The sequence below is a fragment of the Paraburkholderia sp. JHI2823 genome (assembly GCF_038900695.1).
Lineage (GTDB): Bacteria > Pseudomonadota > Gammaproteobacteria > Burkholderiales > Burkholderiaceae > Paraburkholderia > Paraburkholderia mimosarum.
Genome location: NZ_JAYMRY010000035.1, coordinates 46,354 through 62,035, shown reverse-complemented (window position 1 = coordinate 62,035; position 15,682 = coordinate 46,354). Strand labels below are relative to the sequence as shown.

14 protein-coding genes are annotated in these 15,682 nt (G+C 64.3%); 6 read left to right on the top strand and 8 right to left on the bottom strand.

Annotation, left to right across the window (positions count from 1 at the left end):
• Positions 1–10: 10 nt before the first annotated feature.
• The 3 genes from VSR34_RS28875 (at position 11) to VSR34_RS28865 (ending at position 2,327) form a co-directional block, all read left to right on the top strand.
• Positions 11–952, top strand: a complete 942-nt coding sequence (locus VSR34_RS28875; RefSeq protein ID WP_028214035.1) for a carbohydrate kinase family protein — start codon at positions 11–13, stop codon at positions 950–952.
• A gap of 35 nt (positions 953–987) precedes the next feature.
• Positions 988–1,464, top strand: a complete 477-nt coding sequence (locus tag VSR34_RS28870; RefSeq protein WP_028214036.1) for a glycine zipper 2TM domain-containing protein — start codon at positions 988–990, stop codon at positions 1,462–1,464.
• A gap of 389 nt (positions 1,465–1,853) precedes the next feature.
• On the top strand, positions 1,854–2,327 hold the full coding sequence (locus tag VSR34_RS28865) for a hypothetical protein (protein ID WP_238328050.1): 474 nt from the start codon (positions 1,854–1,856) through the stop codon (positions 2,325–2,327).
• Between the two features lie 3 nt (positions 2,328–2,330).
• On the opposite strand, the gene VSR34_RS28860 is transcribed toward VSR34_RS28865, so the two are convergent.
• The 6 genes from VSR34_RS28860 to ccsA all read right to left on the bottom strand — a co-directional run bounded on the left by VSR34_RS28860 (position 2,331) and on the right by ccsA (position 9,970).
• Complete coding sequence (locus VSR34_RS28860) at positions 2,331–2,657, bottom strand: hypothetical protein (protein ID WP_081716179.1); 327 nt, start codon at positions 2,655–2,657, stop codon at positions 2,331–2,333.
• A 93-nt stretch (positions 2,658–2,750) separates the two neighbouring features.
• Positions 2,751–3,974 carry a ribonucleotide-diphosphate reductase subunit beta gene (locus VSR34_RS28855; RefSeq protein ID WP_028214038.1) on the bottom strand — a complete coding sequence of 408 codons (1,224 nt, stop codon included), beginning with the start codon at positions 3,972–3,974 and terminating at the stop codon, positions 2,751–2,753.
• A 550-nt stretch (positions 3,975–4,524) separates the two neighbouring features.
• Entirely contained in the window at positions 4,525–7,512 is a 2,988-nt protein-coding gene (locus tag VSR34_RS28850) for a ribonucleoside-diphosphate reductase subunit alpha (protein ID WP_342964180.1), read from the bottom strand.
• 562 nt (positions 7,513–8,074) lie between these two features.
• Positions 8,075–8,713, bottom strand: coding sequence for a 1,6-anhydro-N-acetylmuramyl-L-alanine amidase AmpD (gene ampD / locus VSR34_RS28845; protein ID WP_051391087.1), 639 nt, complete (start codon positions 8,711–8,713; stop codon positions 8,075–8,077).
• A complete protein-coding gene (locus VSR34_RS28840; protein ID WP_028214041.1) occupies positions 8,710–9,018 on the bottom strand; it encodes a PP0621 family protein in 309 nt (102 codons plus the stop codon). Before VSR34_RS28840 ends, ampD begins: the two co-directional genes overlap by 4 nt.
• A 22-nt stretch (positions 9,019–9,040) precedes the next feature.
• Entirely contained in the window at positions 9,041–9,970 is a 930-nt protein-coding gene (ccsA, locus tag VSR34_RS28835) for a cytochrome c biogenesis protein CcsA (protein WP_028214042.1), read from the bottom strand.
• Positions 9,971–10,087: 117 nt separating this feature from the next.
• On the opposite strand from ccsA, the gene ffh reads away from it, so the two are divergent.
• Positions 10,088–11,455 carry a signal recognition particle protein gene (gene ffh, locus VSR34_RS28830; protein ID WP_028214043.1) on the top strand — a complete coding sequence of 456 codons (1,368 nt, stop codon included), beginning with the start codon at positions 10,088–10,090 and terminating at the stop codon, positions 11,453–11,455.
• A 143-nt stretch (positions 11,456–11,598) separates the two neighbouring features.
• Positions 11,599–12,150, top strand: coding sequence for a hypoxanthine-guanine phosphoribosyltransferase (locus tag VSR34_RS28825; RefSeq protein ID WP_028214044.1), 552 nt, complete (start codon positions 11,599–11,601; stop codon positions 12,148–12,150).
• A gap of 100 nt (positions 12,151–12,250) precedes the next feature.
• On the opposite strand, the gene VSR34_RS28820 is transcribed toward VSR34_RS28825, so the two are convergent.
• Both VSR34_RS28820 and VSR34_RS28815 read right to left on the bottom strand, forming a co-directional pair.
• Positions 12,251–12,850, bottom strand: a complete 600-nt coding sequence (locus VSR34_RS28820) for a MarC family protein (protein ID WP_028214045.1) — start codon at positions 12,848–12,850, stop codon at positions 12,251–12,253.
• Positions 12,851–12,900: 50 nt separating this feature from the next.
• Positions 12,901–14,637, bottom strand: a complete 1,737-nt coding sequence (locus VSR34_RS28815; RefSeq protein ID WP_028214046.1) for a proline--tRNA ligase — start codon at positions 14,635–14,637, stop codon at positions 12,901–12,903.
• Positions 14,638–14,906: 269 nt separating this feature from the next.
• Here VSR34_RS28815 and VSR34_RS28810 point away from each other — a divergent pair, with 269 nt between their 5' ends.
• Positions 14,907–15,587, top strand: a complete 681-nt coding sequence (locus VSR34_RS28810; RefSeq protein ID WP_028214047.1) for an RNA pyrophosphohydrolase — start codon at positions 14,907–14,909, stop codon at positions 15,585–15,587.
• Positions 15,588–15,682: the final 95 nt, after the last annotated feature.

The window sequence follows — 15,682 nt, the reverse complement described above, 5'->3', positions numbered from 1 at the left end:
AATTCCCGCCTTGGCTACGCTGATCTGCGGCTCGCTCGCCTACGACAACATCATGACTTTCGAAGGTCGCTTTCGGGAGCACATCCTGCCCGAGCAGGTGCACATCCTGAACGTGAGCTTTCTCGTGCCGACGATGCGCCGGGAATTCGGCGGCTGCGCCGGCAACATCGCGTACTCGCTGCATCTGCTCGGCGGCGACGCGCGCATCATGGCGACGCTTGGCGGCGCCGACGCGCAGCCCTACATCGAACGCCTCGACAAGCTCGGCCTCTCGAAAGCGCACGTGCGGGTACTGGACGACACGTGGTCCGCGCAGGCGATGATCACGACCGATCTCGAGAACAACCAGATCACCGCGTTCCACCCGGGCGCGATGATGCAGTCGCACTTGAATCGCGCCGACGAGGCGCCCGGTATCAAGCTCGGCATCGTCGCGCCGGACGGTTTCGATGGCATGGTCCAGCACGTCGAGCAGTTCGCGAAGGCCGGCATCCCGTTCATCTTCGATCCGGGCCAGGGTCTGCCGCTCTTCGATGGGGCGTCTTTGCGGCGCGCCATTGAACTTGCTACTTACGTAGCGGTCAACGACTACGAAGCCAATCTCGTCAGCCATCGCACCGGCTGGTCGTTCGACGAAATCGCCAGCCATGTCGACGCGTTGATCGTCACGCGCGGCGAGCACGGCTCGCAGATCTACCACAGCGGCAAGATCGAGGAGATTCCTCCGGTCAAGGCCGCCCGTGTGCTCGACCCGACCGGTTGCGGCGACGCCTTCCGCGGCGGCCTGCTCTATGGCATCGAGAACGGCCTCGACTGGGCAACCACGGGGCGCCTCGCGAGCCTGATGGGCGCGCTCAAGATCGAGCATCTCGGTCCGCAGAACTATGCGCCCACGCGGGCGCAGATCAACGAACGGTTCAAGGAGGCCTTCGGCTACGAACTGCCGAACTGAACGCGGGCGCCGCGGCGCCCATTGGAGCTACGGGAATGAAAATAACAAGTCGTCTGATTGTTGCAGCCATGATCGCGGGGTCGCTCGCGATGTCGGGCTGCGCTTATAACAGCAGTTCCGCCGATGTCTATACGGCCTCGCAGGCGCAGCGCGAGCAGTCGGTGCGCATGGCCACGGTCGAGAGCGTGCGCGCGGTGAAGATCAGTTCGAACAACGGCCAGCCTAGCGGACTCGGCGCGATCGGCGGCGGCGCGCTCGGCGCGGTGGCTGGCAGCGCGATCGGCGGCGGCAAGGGCTCGATCGTCACCGGCATCATCGGCGGCATTGCCGGCGCCGTTGCCGGCAACGCGGTCGAGAACGGCGTGGCGATGCGCGACGGCCTCGAGATCACGGTGCGCCTCGACAACGGCGACTACCGCGCCATCACACAAACTTCGACCGGCGAGGTCTTCAACGCCGGCGACCGCGTGCGGCTGCTGTCGAGCGGCGGCGTCACGCGCGTCACACACTAACGCTTTCCCCTGTACCGCAGTGGCGCGCCTCGCGCCGGATGCGGAACCTCAGGCGCATGTGCTCCCCTGTGCATGCGCCTTTTTTCATGCCCGCGCGCGGCGCGAAAACGCCCAACTGTTACGAAGTCCAGACGAAAAAAATCCCGCCGCGGGCAACCCTGCGACGGGATCGGGACCGGGCCTTGCGCATCCTGCCGCCTTGCCCGGCCAACGAAGCACGCAAACGCCGTAGCGGGCGCGCTTCGTCTCGTACTGCTTACGGACGGCTGCCGGTCGGGAACGGCCATGCAGCGGCCGGATTCAGGGCAGTCTTGACCGTTGCTGCGGGCGCGGCCGGTTGCGCAGCGGGGGCAGCAGGCGCGGCAGCGGCAGCCTTCGCAGGCGCCTTCTTGGCAGCCTTCTTGGCAGCAGCCTTCTTCGCAGGCGCAGCCTTCTTGGCAGCAGCCTTCTTCGCGGGCGCCTTCTTGGCTGCAACCTTCTTCGCTGCGGCCTTCTTCGCCGGTGCTGCCTTCTTGGCAGCAGCCTTCTTCGCAGGCGCCTTCCTGGCTGCAACCTTCTTCGCTGCAACCTTCTTCGCTGCGGCCTTCTTCGCCGGTGCTGCCTTCTTCGCAGCAACCTTCTTCACAGCGACTTTCTTGGCTGCAACCTTCTTCGCTGCGGCCTTCTTCGCCGGTGCTGCCTTCTTCGCAGCAACCTTCTTCACGGCGACTTTCTTCGCTGCAACCTTCTTCACGGCGACCTTCTTGGCCGCGGCCTTCTTCGCCGGAGCTGCCTTCTTCGCTGCAACCTTCTTCACTGCGGCCTTCTTAGCCGCCGGTTTCTTCTTGGCAGTAGCCATTTTTTTCTCCTTCAGGTTCAGATGAGAGTCAGTTCAAACCACACCCTTCGTCAAAACCCGCTTCCCGCGAACGCTTCTCACGGCGCACGCTGCGAAGCGGGCTATTCATCGGCGTACGCTGATCCCGCGCGCTTACGCTAATGAATGCGGTAAGGCGCACCGTGCCACGAGGCACAGCGCGCCAGGTCATTCCGGCGTCGGCTACCGACACCGGACAACGTTCGTTGAAAGCGGCGGCCTCACCACTCGCGAAGCCTGCGCGCTTTTCCGGGGGGAAGTTTGCCCATCCCTCTGAAGGGTTCGCAAAGTGCCTTGCACGTAGGTGAGCCACCTGGGCTCCTGGCACGCTTTGCATCAGGCGTTCCTGCTCCTGGTCATCATGCCGGTCGAGGCGGCTCGCGCGCCGCCTCCGGCAACCCCTAAAGACTTGCACCGCAGTGCGCCCGGGTTATTCCCAGGACAGCGCACCGCCCGTCTGATATTCGATCACGCGCGTCTCGAAGAAGTTGCGTTCCTTCTTCAAGTCGATCATCTCGCTCATCCACGGGAACGGATTCTCTTCGTTCGGGAACAGCTGATCGAGACCGATCTGCTGGCAACGGCGGTTGCAGATGAAGCGCAGATAGCTCTTGAACATCGATGCGTTCAGGCCGAGCACGCCGCGAGGCATGGTGTCCTCGGCGTAGCGGTACTCGAGGTCGACCGCATGCTTGAACAGTTCGGTGATCTCCGCACGGAACGCCGGGGTCCACAGGTGCGGGTTTTCAAGCTTGATCTGGTTGATGAGGTCGATGCCGAAATTGCAGTGCATCGACTCGTCGCGCAGGATGTACTGATACTGCTCTGCAGCGCCAGTCATCTTGTTCTGGCGGCCGAGGGCGAGAATTTGCGTGAAGCCCACATAGAAGAACAGGCCTTCCATGATGCAGGCGAACACGATGAGCGACTTGAGCAGGTTCTGGTCGGCTTCGAGCGTGCCGGTCTTGAACGACGGATCAGTCAGCGTATGGATGAACGGGATCAGGAACTCGTCCTTGTCGCGGATCGACTTGACCTCGTGGTACGCGTTGAAGATCTCGCCTTCGTCCAGACCCAGCGACTCGACGATGTACTGGTACGCGTGCGTGTGGATCGCCTCTTCGAACGCCTGGCGCAGCAGGAACTGGCGGCATTCGGGCGCCGTGATGTGGCGGTAGGTGCCGAGCACGATGTTGTTCGCGGCAAGCGAGTCGGCGGTCACGAAGAAGCCGAGGTTGCGCTTGACGATGCGGCGCTCGTCCTCGGTCAGACCGTTCGGGTCCTTCCACAGGGCGATGTCGCGGGACATGTTGATTTCCTGCGGCATCCAGTGGTTCGCGCAACCCGCCAGATACTTTTCCCAGGCCCACTTGTACTTGAACGGGACCAGCTGGTTCACGTCGGTCTGGCCGTTGATGATGCGCTTGTCGGCGACATTCACACGGGCTTCGGTCGAGACCGGCGCTTGCGGCGGCGGCGCAACGGCGAAGTCGCTGGCGAAGATGTTGGTCGCCGTGGAAGCCTGTGGAGCGGAACGCAGACCAAACTGCACCTGGGCAGCCTGGACAGCCTCACCCGCGGGGTTGCGCATTGCGTTTTGCTGCGCACCGCTCGACGGAGTTACGGCCGTGATCTCGTCATCCCAGTTGAGCATAAATGTCACCATCAATTTAGTTCGGTTTGTACCATCTTTTCGTGAGCGATAAAAGGGTTCGCACACGAAAAATCCTGTTTTCGATTCGCGTTGCGACCTCGATACAACACTTTGTTATCGCATCGTATCGATTGCATCGCGTGAGCACGATGGACAGCGCGCTGCTTCGTCGTGCTCATATCGCAAGTGCGATGTGCTTCGAGGGTCTTCGCGACATCGAGAGCGTGTGTGAAGGACGGTGTTCGCCGCGCGCTTTTGACTCGCGCTGCGAGTGCGTTTTCACTCGCCGCTCACTGCTTGCCGCGCGCGGCGCTCTGACTCGCGCGGCCTTGAGTCTTGTCCCTGCGCGAAACTCCAGGGATTCCTTCCTGTTGCCTGCTTCGCGTATGGCAACGCGCTTGCCGCGAGTCGCCGGGAGTGAGGTGGCGCGCGTTGCGCGCGCCTGGCTGCTTCAGCGTTGCATCTACTACTGTTTACTACTGCGGCTTCGGTCCTCGCATGCTGCGCCCGGCGTTGCACCGCACGCAGCATGCGCGGGGTTCTTCGCCAGTTACTGGCAAGCCTCGCACTCTTCGAAGCCAGGATCGCCCGGACGCATCATGCACACCGGACCCTCTGCTTCCGGCGCAGCTTCAACGGCTTGCGGCGCCGACTGCATCGTGGTCGCGCCGCTTGCTGCACCGCCGAATGCGCCCGACGCACCACCGAACGCGCCGCCGACGTTGCCGCCGCCTTCACCGCCCGTCGGCACGGCGTTGAGCGCGCCGTGCGCAACCGTCGACTTCTCGACGTGCGTCGCCGCCATCGTGCGCAGGTAGTAGGTCGTCTTCAGGCCACGGATCCATGCGAGCTTGTAGATCTCGTCGAGCTTCTTGCCCGATGCGCCCGCCATGAAGATGTTCAGCGACTGCGCCTGGTCGATCCACTTCTGACGACGCGAGGCCGCTTCGACGAGCCACGTCGGATCGACTTCGAACGCCGTCGCATACACAGCGCGTAGATCGGCCGGCACGCGGTCGATGCGCGAGAGCATGCCGTCGAAGTACTTGAGGTCGGCGACCATGACTTCGTCCCACAGGCCGCGTGCCTTCAGGTCGCGCACGAGGTAGTCGTTCACCACCGTGAATTCGCCCGAGAGGTTCGACTTCACATAGAGGTTCTGGAACGTCGGCTCGATGCAAGGCGACACGCCGATGATGTTCGAGATGGTCGCGGTCGGTGCGATCGCGATGCAGTTCGAGTTGCGCATGCCGTGCGTCGCGATGCGCTCGCGCAGCGAGGTCCAGTCCATCGACTCGCTCGAATCGACTTCGACGTAGCCGCCGCGTGCTTCGGCGAGCAGCTTGAGCGTGTCCTGCGGGAGGATGCCGCGATCCCACAGCGAGCCGCGGTAGGTCGAGTAGCGGCCGCGCTCCTGCGCGAGTTCGGTCGACGCCCAGTACGCGTAGTAGCAGACGGCTTCCATCGAACGGTCGGCGAACTCCACGGCCTCTTGCGAAGCAAACGGCGTGCGCAGGACGTGCAGGCAATCCTGGAAGCCCATGATGCCCATGCCCACCGGACGGTGCTTCAGGTTCGAGTTGCGCGCCTTCGACACCGCGTAGTAGTTGATGTCGATGACGTTGTCGAGCATGCGCATCGCTACGCTGATGGTGCGCTTGAGCTTGTCGTGGTCGAGCGCGAACGTGCCGTCGGCCTGCTCCACCATGTGCGCGACGAGGTTCACCGAGCCGAGGTTGCACACGGCGATTTCGCTGTCGCTGGTGTTCAGCGTGATTTCCGTGCACAGGTTCGACGAGTGGACGACACCCACGTGCTGCTGCGGCGAACGGATGTTGCACGGATCCTTAAACGTGATCCACGGGTGGCCCGTTTCGAACAGCATGCCGAGCATCTTGCGCCACAGTTGCGCGGCCGGCAGCTTCTTGAACAGCTTGATCTCGCCGCGCGCGACCTTCTCTTCGTAAGCCGTGTAAGCCTGTTCGAACTCGGCCCCGAACTTGTCGTGCAGGTCCGGGCAGGTCGAGGGCGAGAAGAGCGTCCAGTCGCCGCCTTCCATCACGCGCTTCATGAACAGATCGGGAATCCAGTTCGCCGTGTTCATGTCGTGGGTACGGCGGCGGTCGTCGCCGGTGTTCTTGCGCAGCTCGAGGAACTCCTCGATGTCGAGGTGCCACGACTCGAGGTAGGCGCACACCGCGCCCTTGCGCTTGCCGCCCTGGTTCACGGCCACGGCCGTGTCGTTCACGACTTTCAGGAACGGCACGACGCCTTGCGACTTGCCGTTGGTGCCCTTGATGTGCGAGCCGAGCGCGCGCACGCGCGTCCAGTCGTTGCCGAGACCACCGGCGAACTTCGAGAGCAGCGCGTTGTCCTTGAGCGCTTCGTAGATGCCGTCGAGGTCGTCGGCAACCGTCGTGAGGTAGCACGACGAAAGCTGCGAGCGGTGCGTGCCCGAGTTGAACAGCGTGGGCGTGGACGACATGAAGTCGAACGACGAGAGCACGTTGTAGAACTCGATCGCGCGCGCTTCGCGGTCGATCTCGTTGAGTGCGAGGCCCATTGCGACGCGCATGAAGAATGCCTGCGGCATTTCGATGCGCGTGCCGTGCACGTGCAGGAAGTAGCGGTCATACAGCGTCTGCAGGCCGAGGTAGCCGAACTGCAGGTCGCGATTCGCGTCGAGCGCGTTGCCGAGGCGCTTCAGATCGAACTGCTGGAGCTTGTCGTCGAGCAGGCCCGCTTCCACACCGCGCTTGATGAACTGCGGGAAGTAGTCGGCGTAGCGCATGGCCATTTCGGCTTGCGTCACTTCCTCTTCGAGAATTTCGCGACGGATCGTGTGCAGCAGGATGCGCGCGGTGACCTGGCTGTACGCCGGATCCTTTTCGATCATCGTGCGCGCAGCGAGGATGGCCGAGTCGTAGACCTGGCTCATCGGCACGCCGTCGTACAAATTCTTCACCGTCTCCGCGACGATCGGGTCGGCGTTGACGGCATCGCCCAGGCCATCGCACGACGAGACGATCAGCGCGCGCAGCGCGTTCATGTCGAGCGGGCGCGTGACGCCGTTGTCCGTGACGTTGATACCGGGCGCGGCGGTCGCTGCCGTTTCCGGCGCGTGTGCGCGCTCCTGGTTGCGCTTCTCGCGATACAGCACATAAGCGCGCGCGACGTTGTGCTCGCCGCCGCGCATCAGCGCGAGCTCGACCTGATCCTGGATGTCTTCGATATGGAACGTACCGCCGTTCGGACGGCTGCGCACGAGCGCACGCACGACGTTTTGCGTGAGCTGCTCGACGAGTTCGCGAACGCGCGCCGAAGCCGCGCCCTGGCCGCCATTCACAGCGAGGAAGGCCTTCGTCATCGCGATCGCGATCTTCGAAGGCTCGAACGACACCACGCTACCGTTGCGGCGAATCACCTTGTGGTCGGCGAACTGCTGCGCGCTCGTCTGGCCGTCTTGCGGTTGGCCACCCAGTGCATGCGCGGCAGGCGCGCCTTCATACCGGGTCGAGACGTTATCGGTCGTTTGCATGTGCAAAGCTCCTGAGGTCCTGGAAAGGTGCGAAGAGAGTTCGCGGATTAAGACGGACGCCGACGGCGTGCCCCCGTGTGCACACTCGATCGGGCGGAGAAAAAAGACCAGCCTGGCGAGGCTGCCGGATGCGACAAGGCAGATGAAACACGGACTGCTGCGGTCTTCATCGTGGATGTCGCGATCATTGGCTGTACCTTCTCTCTCGATTACAGCCGGTGCGCCGGTTCTCTCGGCCGACGGCACCGTACAAAGTTTCTCTTTTTTCTATGCCGGTAACGCGCGCGGCGCCTTGCTTCGTGTAGCGGGGCGCCGCGGTACAACACAACATATGGTGTGAGGCCTTGTTTCGGGTACCAAGTATAGTGGAAGATCTGAGGCGCTCAAATGGCTTTTTTTGCTGGTCCTATCTTGACAAGACCACAAGCCAAGCCGCGCGGGCCTTGCCGCCGAATGGCCCTTCGAGTGGTCTGCGAGGAGAGCGCGAACAGCCCGCATTCGCGCGCGGGACATGCTTATTTCTTGTGCAGACAGACGGAGGTTTGGCTTCGCTTCGCGCGAGTCATGAAGTCGCGTTCTGCGCGTCGCGCCCCTGGATATAGGGGAAGCTCGCTGCGCCGAGCTGTGTATCGCGTTGCAGGCGGGCCCAGTCGAAGTGCGGGCCTGGATCGGTCTTGCGCCCGGGCGCGATGTCCGAATGGCCAGCGAGCGCCTCGATCGGATAGCGCGCGACCAGCGCCTTCACGAGCGCCGCGAGCGTGACGTACTGCGCCGCCTCGAAGGCCGTCGTGTCACTGCCTTCGAGCTCGATGCCGATGGCGAAGTCGTTGCACCGCTCGCGCCCGAAGAAGCTCGATGCGCCCGCATGCCACGCACGCTCGTCGCAGGAGACGAACTGTTCGAGCGCGCCATCGCGATGGATGACGAAGTGCGCCGAGACGCGCACGCCGCGCAGATGCGCATCGAAGTACGGATGCGCGTCGCAGTCGAGGCGATTGAGAAAGAGATCGGCGATCTCGGGGCCGCCGAACACGTTGGGCGGAAGGCTGATGTTGTGGACGACGATGAGCGTCGGCACGGCGCCGGACGGACGCGCCTCGAAGTTCGGCGACGGCAGGTGGCGCGCGCCGGGCACCCAGCCTTGCGCATCCACTTCGTAAGCGGGCGATTGCGGCGAAGCCGTCGACGCAGCAGCGCTCATCGTGCGGGACGGTCCTGGGCGCTCGTGCGCGCGTCGTAAGCGCGTGCGTGCTCGGCGCTGCAGAACGAGCGCGTACCCACGTTCACCGACTCGCTACGCGGCGCGTGCACGCCGCACTCGGCGCAGCGCACCATCGGCTCGGGCAGCGCGCCCTTGCCGCTCGCGCGGGCACCCGCGCCGCCGGCGGTGCGCGCGGCGCCCTGGCCCGGTTGCGAAGGACGCGCTTGCGTCTGCGCGCGGCGCAGCGCCTTGACGAACCACTGTCCCAGCACGAACAGAAGGACGAGGAGAAGAATCTGTCTCATCGGAACACGCCACTCAAATGGCTCAAACCACGGGGCGGTGCAGCAGCACCTCGAAGACGAAACGGCTGCCCACATACGCGAGCAGCAAGGCGACGAACGACGCGATCACCCAGCGCAGCGCAGCGCGGCCGCGCCAGCCCGAGATCTTGCGCGCGGTGAGGAGCGCGCCGAACATCAGCCAGGAAAGAATCGCAAAGACGGTCTTGTGATCGAGCGAGAGCGGTCGGTCTATCAACTGCTCGCTGAACACGATGCCCGAGGCGAGCGTGGCAGTCAGCAGCACGAACCCCGCGCCGATCAGCCGGAACAGCAGCTTTTCCATCGTGAGAAGCGGCGGCAGCGTCTCGATCCAGTTCGACAGCCAGCCACCGCCACGCTGGCTCGCGTTGCGCTGGAAGCCGGCGCCCTTGAGCGCATGCAGGCGGCGCTCGACCGCCAGCATCAGCACCGCGTGCAACGCGGCGATCGCAAAGAGCCCATAGGCGACGTTCGCGATGACGAAGTGCAGCTTGAACATGGGCGCGGCCGCATAGGGCAGCACGCGCACGCCGCCGAACACGAGCGGCAGGATCGCCGCGAAAGCGGCCAAAGGCAGCAGCAGCAGACGCAGGCCGTCGAGCGCAAAGAAAAAGCTCTCGATCCAATAGATGCCCGCGCCCAGCCAGAACATCGCCGACAACGCGAACGCGAAGCCGAACACCATCTCGTTGGCGGGAAAGATCGTCATATGGAGCAGCACGCCGTGCGCGGCGAGCGCGACGAAGAGCAGCGCGCGGGAAACCGGGCCGAATGTCCGCGTGCGCAGGGCGTCAGCGCCCAAGCCGACCGTCACCGGTACGGGCGGCACGCTGCCGAGCAGCGGCTGGGCACCCGCGCGGCGCAGCGCGCGCCAGTCGGCGGCGCACAAACCGCCGTACAGGAGCACGGTGAGGGCATACAGTACAATATCCATGTTCGAAGTTTACTATAGGCCCCCTGGCCGCGCGGCAAACATCCCGAAGCGCGACGAAACGCGGCGCGCTGCTGTTTGGACGCGCGCGAGCCGGGCCGCACTGCTCACCGCCTCCCCATGCTCGACAATCTCACTCAACGGATGGCGCGCGTCGTCAAGACGCTGCGCGGCGAAGCCCGGCTGACCGAAGCCAATACGCAGGAGATGCTGCGCGAGGTACGTCTCGCGCTGCTCGAAGCGGACGTGGCGCTGCCCGTCGTGCGCGAATTCATTGCCAAGGTGAAGGAAAAGGCGCTGGGCGAGGAAGTGATCGCCTCGCTCTCGCCGGGTCAGGCGCTCGTCGGCGTGGTGCAGCGCGAGCTGACTGCCGTGATCGGCGGCGACTACGAAGGCAAGGCCGCCGAACTCAACCTCGCCGTCACGCCGCCCGCGGTCATCCTGATGGCCGGTTTGCAGGGCGCCGGCAAAACCACCACGGTGGGCAAGCTCGCGAAGCTTCTGCGCGAGAAGTACAAGAAGAAGGTCCTCACCGTTTCGTGCGACGTCTACCGCCCCGCTGCTATCGCGCAGTTGAAGACGGTGACGGAACAGGTCGGCGCCGACTTCTTCCCCTCGCAGCCGGATCAGAAGCCCGTCGAGATCGCCACCGCGGCGGTCGACTGGGCGAAGCGCCACTATCACGACGTGCTGCTCGTCGACACGGCCGGCCGCCTCGGTATCGACGAGGCGATGATGAACGAGATCACCGCGCTGCACGCGTCGCTCAAGCCCGCCGAAACGCTCTTCGTCGTCGACGCCATGCTCGGCCAGGACGCGGTCAACACGGCCAAAGCGTTCAACGACGCCCTGCCGCTCACCGGCGTCGTGCTCACCAAGCTCGACGGCGACTCGCGCGGCGGCGCTGCGCTCTCCGTGCGTCACATCACGGGCAAGCCGATCAAGTTCGTCGGCGTCGCGGAAAAGCTCGACGGCCTCGAGGTGTTCTACCCCGAGCGCATGGCGAACCGCATTCTCGGCATGGGCGACATTCTCGCGCTCGTCGAGGAGGCGCAGCGCGGCGTGGACGTGCAGGCCGCGCAAAAGCTCGCCGACAAGGTCAAAAAAGGCGGCGACTTCGACCTCAACGACTTCCGCGCGCAGCTCTCGCAGATGAAGAACATGGGCGGCCTCTCGTCGCTGATGGACAAGCTGCCCGCGCAATTCCAGCAAGCCGCGGCGGGCGCCGACATGGGCCAGGCCGAGAAGCAGATGCGCCGCATGGAAGGCATCATCAACTCGATGACGCCCGCCGAGCGCGCCAAGCCCGAGCTCATCAAGGCGACGCGCAAGCGCCGCATCGCCGCGGGCGCGGGCGTGCAGGTTCAGGAAGTGAACCGCATGCTCAACCAGTACGAGCAGATGCGCACGATGATGAAGAAGTTGAAGGGCGGCAATTTGCAGAAGATGATGCGCGGCATGAAGGGCATGATGCCCGGCATGCGCTGATCCTGCGGGCCGCACGGCGCGCACGCGCGCGGCGGCTCCACTCGACGCGGCGCGTGATGGACAAAACTCGCGGGTATATGCTGTAGCGCGCGCCGCCGTTATTTTCCACACTTCAATGGCTACAGCCTCAGCCCGCCAGAATCATGAATCGCGAAGAAGCCCTGCACATTTTCCGCCACTCCGAAGAGATCGTTTCGGAGGGCGACGTCAATGCGTCGATCGGCCGGATGGCCGATGCCATCCGCGCCGAGATCAGCGAGGACTTCCCGCTCGTGCTGTCGGTGATGGGCGGCGCCGCCGTGTTCACGGGCATGCTGCTGCCGCACCTCGACTTTCCGCTCGAGTTCGACTACATCCACCTCACGCGCTACCGCAACGCCATCAAGGGCAGCGCCGAGATGCAATGGCGCGTGGCCCCGCGCGAGTCGGTGAAGGACCGCGTGGTGCTCGTGCTCGACGACATCCTCGACGAAGGCGAGACCATGGCCGCGATTCGCGACCGCATCATGGACATGGGCGCGAAGCGTTTCCTCTCGGCCGTGCTGTGCGAAAAGATCATCCCGAAGGCCAAGCCGCTGCATCCCGACTACTGCGGCTTTTCGGTGCCGGACCGCTATGTGTTCGGCTGCGGCATGGACGCCAAGGGCTACTGGCGCAACCTGCCCACTATCCGCGCGCTGACCGACGGCGCGTGACGCGGCGGCCGCTTCCGCAACGACCGGATCACCATGAAAAAAGCAGCCCACGGGCTGCTTTTTTGTTGACGCAGACATCTGCCGCAGGCGGCGTCAGACCTCAAAGGTGATGCACGAACTTGGCGATGCCCGCGAGGATCATCTCGACCGAGATCGCCACGAGCACGAGGCCCATCAGCCGCTCGAAGGCCGTCACCACGCGCTCGCCGAGCCACTGCTGGATGCGCTCCGCCATCACCAGCACGATCGCGCAGATCACCATGGTCACGACTAGCGCGGCAACCCATTCATAGAGCTTGCCGGGCGCCTGGGAGGTGAGCAGCATGACCGTGGCGAGCGCCGAAGGCCCGGCGAGCGCGGGAATCGCGAGCGGCACGATGAGCGGCTCGCCGCCCTTGTCGGCGCTGCCGAACGGGCCGCCCGGATGCGGGAAAATCATGCGCAGCGCGATGAGGAACAGCACGATGCCGCCGCCGATGCGTAGCGATGTGTCCGTGAGCCCCATCATGCGCAGGAAGCCGTTGCCGGCCACCATGAAGACGAGCAGGATCACGAACGCAATCCCGACCTCCCGCAGGATCACGATCGCGCGCCGCTGTCTGGCAACGCCGCGCAGGCAGCTGATGAAAAGCGGAATGTTGCCGAGCGGATCGGTGATGAGGAGCAGCAGGACCGTAGCGGACAGAAAACTGTACTCCACGCGCCCGTGCTCCCTTAACCGTATCTAGCCGAATTAACCGCGCGCGGCCGTTAAACCGCGAGCGCCGCGCGGATCTTCTGCGTCACCGTCTGCGCTGCCTCTTCGGCGGCAACCAGCGTCGCTTCGGTGTCGCGGCGGCCCTGATACTCGATCTTGCCGTCCTTCAGGCCGCGCTCGCCGATCACGAGACGATGCGGCACGCCGATCAGCTCCCAGTCGGCGAACATCACGCCCGGGCGCTCGCCGCGGTCGTCGAGGATCACGTCCACGCCCGCTTCGACGAGCTCGTTATAGACGCGCTCGGCATGCTCGCGCACGAGTTCGCTGCGGTCCATGCCCATCGGGCAGACGACGACCTGGAACGGTGCGATCGACTCAGGCCAGATGATGCCCTTCTCGTCGAAGTTCTGCTCGATGGCCGCACCGAGAATACGCGTGATGCCAATGCCGTAGCAGCCCATCTGCATCGGCGCGGGCTTGCCGTTCTCGGCGAGGAAGGTGGCGTTCAGCGCTTCCGAGTACTTCGTGCCGAGCTGGAACACATGCCCCACTTCGATGCCGCGGCAGATGTCGATCACGCCCTGGCCGTCCGGCGAAGGATCGCCCTTCTTCACGTTGCGGATGTCGGCGACGACCGGCTCCGGCAGGTCGCGGCCCCAGTTCACGCCCGTGGTGTGGAAGTCCACGACGTTGGAGCCCACCACGAAGTCGCTCATGTTCGCGACCGTGCGATCGGCGATCACCTTGACCGGCTTCTTCGTCTCGAGCGGGCCGAGGTAGCCCGGCGGCGTGCCGAACCACTCGACGATTTCCGCTTCGGTCGCGAAGCGGAAGCCGTTGAGACCTTCGAGCTTGCCGACCTTGATCTCGTTCAGATCGTGGTCGCCGCGCAGCATCAGCAGCCAGATCGTGGGCTCGGCGCCGTCGTTGTCCGTCGCCAGCACGATCGACTTGATCGTGCTTTCGAGCGCAATGCCGAGCATTTCGGCGACTGCCTCGCACTTCGCCGCGCCCGGCGTAGGGGTTTTCGTGAGCGCCTGGCTCGGCGCCGCGCGCTCGGCGATGAGGGGCAGCGCTTCGGCGGCTTCGACGTTGGCCGCGAAGTCCGAGGTCGGGCAGTAGGCGATGTCGTCCTCGCCGGTTTCGGCGATCACGTGGAATTCGTGCGAACCGCTGCCGCCGATCGAGCCGTTGTCGGCCGCGACCGCGCGGAACTGCAGGCCGAGGCGCGTGAAAATGCGCACGTAGGCGTCGTACATCTTCTGGTACGACGCCTTGAGACCTTCGACGTCCTTATCGAACGAATACGCGTCCTTCATGATGAACTCGCGCCCGCGCATCACGCCGAAACGGGGACGGATTTCGTCGCGGAACTTCGTCTGCACCTGATAGAAGTTCACCGGCAGCTGGCGATAGCTCTTGATCTGGCCACGCGCGATGTCGGTGACGACCTCCTCGTGCGTCGGGCCCATGACGAAGTCGCTTTGCTTGCGGTCCTTGAAGCGCAGCAGTTCCGGCCCGTATTGTTCCCAGCGACCCGATTCCTGCCACAACTCGGCCGGCTGCACGGCCGGCATGAGCAGTTCGATCGCGCCGGCGCGGTTCATTTCCTCGCGCACGATCTGCTCGACCTTGCGGATCGAACGCAGGCCGATCGGCAGATAGTTGTAGATGCCGCCGGCGACGCGGCGAATCATGCCCGCGCGAACCATCAGCTTGTGGCTGACGATTTCGGCGTCAGCGGGCGCTTCCTTCAGGGTGCCGATAAAGAAACGGGAGGCTTTCATTCAAATTATCCAAAAGCGGCGGCCCGGTGCAGACCGCCCGAAGAAGTGACCAACGGAGGAGTTCACGAATCCGCCATTATGACAACGCTGCCGTGCGCCGCGCCGATGACGGCAGCCAGAATGGAAGCCGATCGCGCCCGCACGCGCAATTTGCGTGGCCACCGGGCGTTCGATCAAGCGTTCCTGACGCCGGGTAACGGAGGCCGGGTGCGTGAGGACCGTTATCTGTTTATAATCAAAGCAATTTTAAAGGATTCGAAGGTGGTTGTATGCTGGATCGTGAGGGGTTTCGCCCGAACGTCGGCATCATCCTCTTGAACGCGCGAAACGAGGTGTTTTGGGGCAAGCGGGTTCGCGAACATTCCTGGCAGTTTCCGCAGGGGGGCATCAAGTACGGTGAGACCCCCATGCAGGCAATGTATCGGGAGTTGCACGAAGAAACCGGTCTGCATCCGGAGCACGTCAAGATCGTCGGTCGCACACGCGACTGGTTGCGTTATGAGGTGCCGGACAAGTTCATCAAGCGCGAAGTGCGCGGCCATTATCGCGGTCAGAAACAGATCTGGTTTCTGCTGCGCATGGTGGGGCGCGATTGCGATATCTGCCTGCGGGCAACGGAGCATCCCGAGTTCGATGCCTGGCGCTGGAACGAATACTGGGTGCCGCTCGAAGCGGTCATCGAATTCAAGCGCGACGTCTATCAGCTCGCGCTGACGGAGCTTTCGCGCTTCCTGCGCCGGCCCTCGCCGCGCCAGGAGCGGGTGGGCGCGCAGGCTCACGAGGTGCGCTACCCGCGCATCGTGACGTCGGCGCACGCGGACGCGGTGCACGCCGAGCCTTACGAGGCAGCCCAGGACGCCGCGGCGCACCGTACGCCGATCGAAAGCGATTGCGCGCCCGCGCAGAGTATCATCGAGCCTGCGCAGGACGAGCAGGGGCAAGGGGCTTGAGCCTACGCAAAGAACGCCCGAACCGGCGGGGCCGGCGCGCCATGCGCCTGGCCCCGCCGGTTCGCATTCGCGGCGCAGTTCGTTCGTGACGGGCG

Coding starts and splice junctions, on each gene's coding strand:
- VSR34_RS28870 (WP_028214036.1), top strand. CDS start 988: ATGAAAATAACAAGTCGTCTGATTGTTGCAGCCATGATCGCGGGGTCG.
- VSR34_RS28855 (WP_028214038.1), bottom strand. CDS start 3,974: ATGCTCAACTGGGATGACGAGATCACGGCCGTAACTCCGTCGAGCGGT.
- VSR34_RS28850 (WP_342964180.1), bottom strand. CDS start 7,512: ATGCAAACGACCGATAACGTCTCGACCCGGTATGAAGGCGCGCCTGCC.
- VSR34_RS28825 (WP_028214044.1), top strand. CDS start 11,599: ATGAATCGCGAAGAAGCCCTGCACATTTTCCGCCACTCCGAAGAGATC.
- ccsA (WP_028214042.1), bottom strand. CDS start 9,970: ATGGATATTGTACTGTATGCCCTCACCGTGCTCCTGTACGGCGGTTTG.
- VSR34_RS28860 (WP_081716179.1), bottom strand. CDS start 2,657: ATGCAAAGCGTGCCAGGAGCCCAGGTGGCTCACCTACGTGCAAGGCAC.
- VSR34_RS28815 (WP_028214046.1), bottom strand. CDS start 14,637: ATGAAAGCCTCCCGTTTCTTTATCGGCACCCTGAAGGAAGCGCCCGCT.
- VSR34_RS28810 (WP_028214047.1), top strand. CDS start 14,907: ATGCTGGATCGTGAGGGGTTTCGCCCGAACGTCGGCATCATCCTCTTG.
- ffh (WP_028214043.1), top strand. CDS start 10,088: ATGCTCGACAATCTCACTCAACGGATGGCGCGCGTCGTCAAGACGCTG.
- ampD (WP_051391087.1), bottom strand. CDS start 8,713: ATGAGCGCTGCTGCGTCGACGGCTTCGCCGCAATCGCCCGCTTACGAA.
- VSR34_RS28840 (WP_028214041.1), bottom strand. CDS start 9,018: ATGAGACAGATTCTTCTCCTCGTCCTTCTGTTCGTGCTGGGACAGTGG.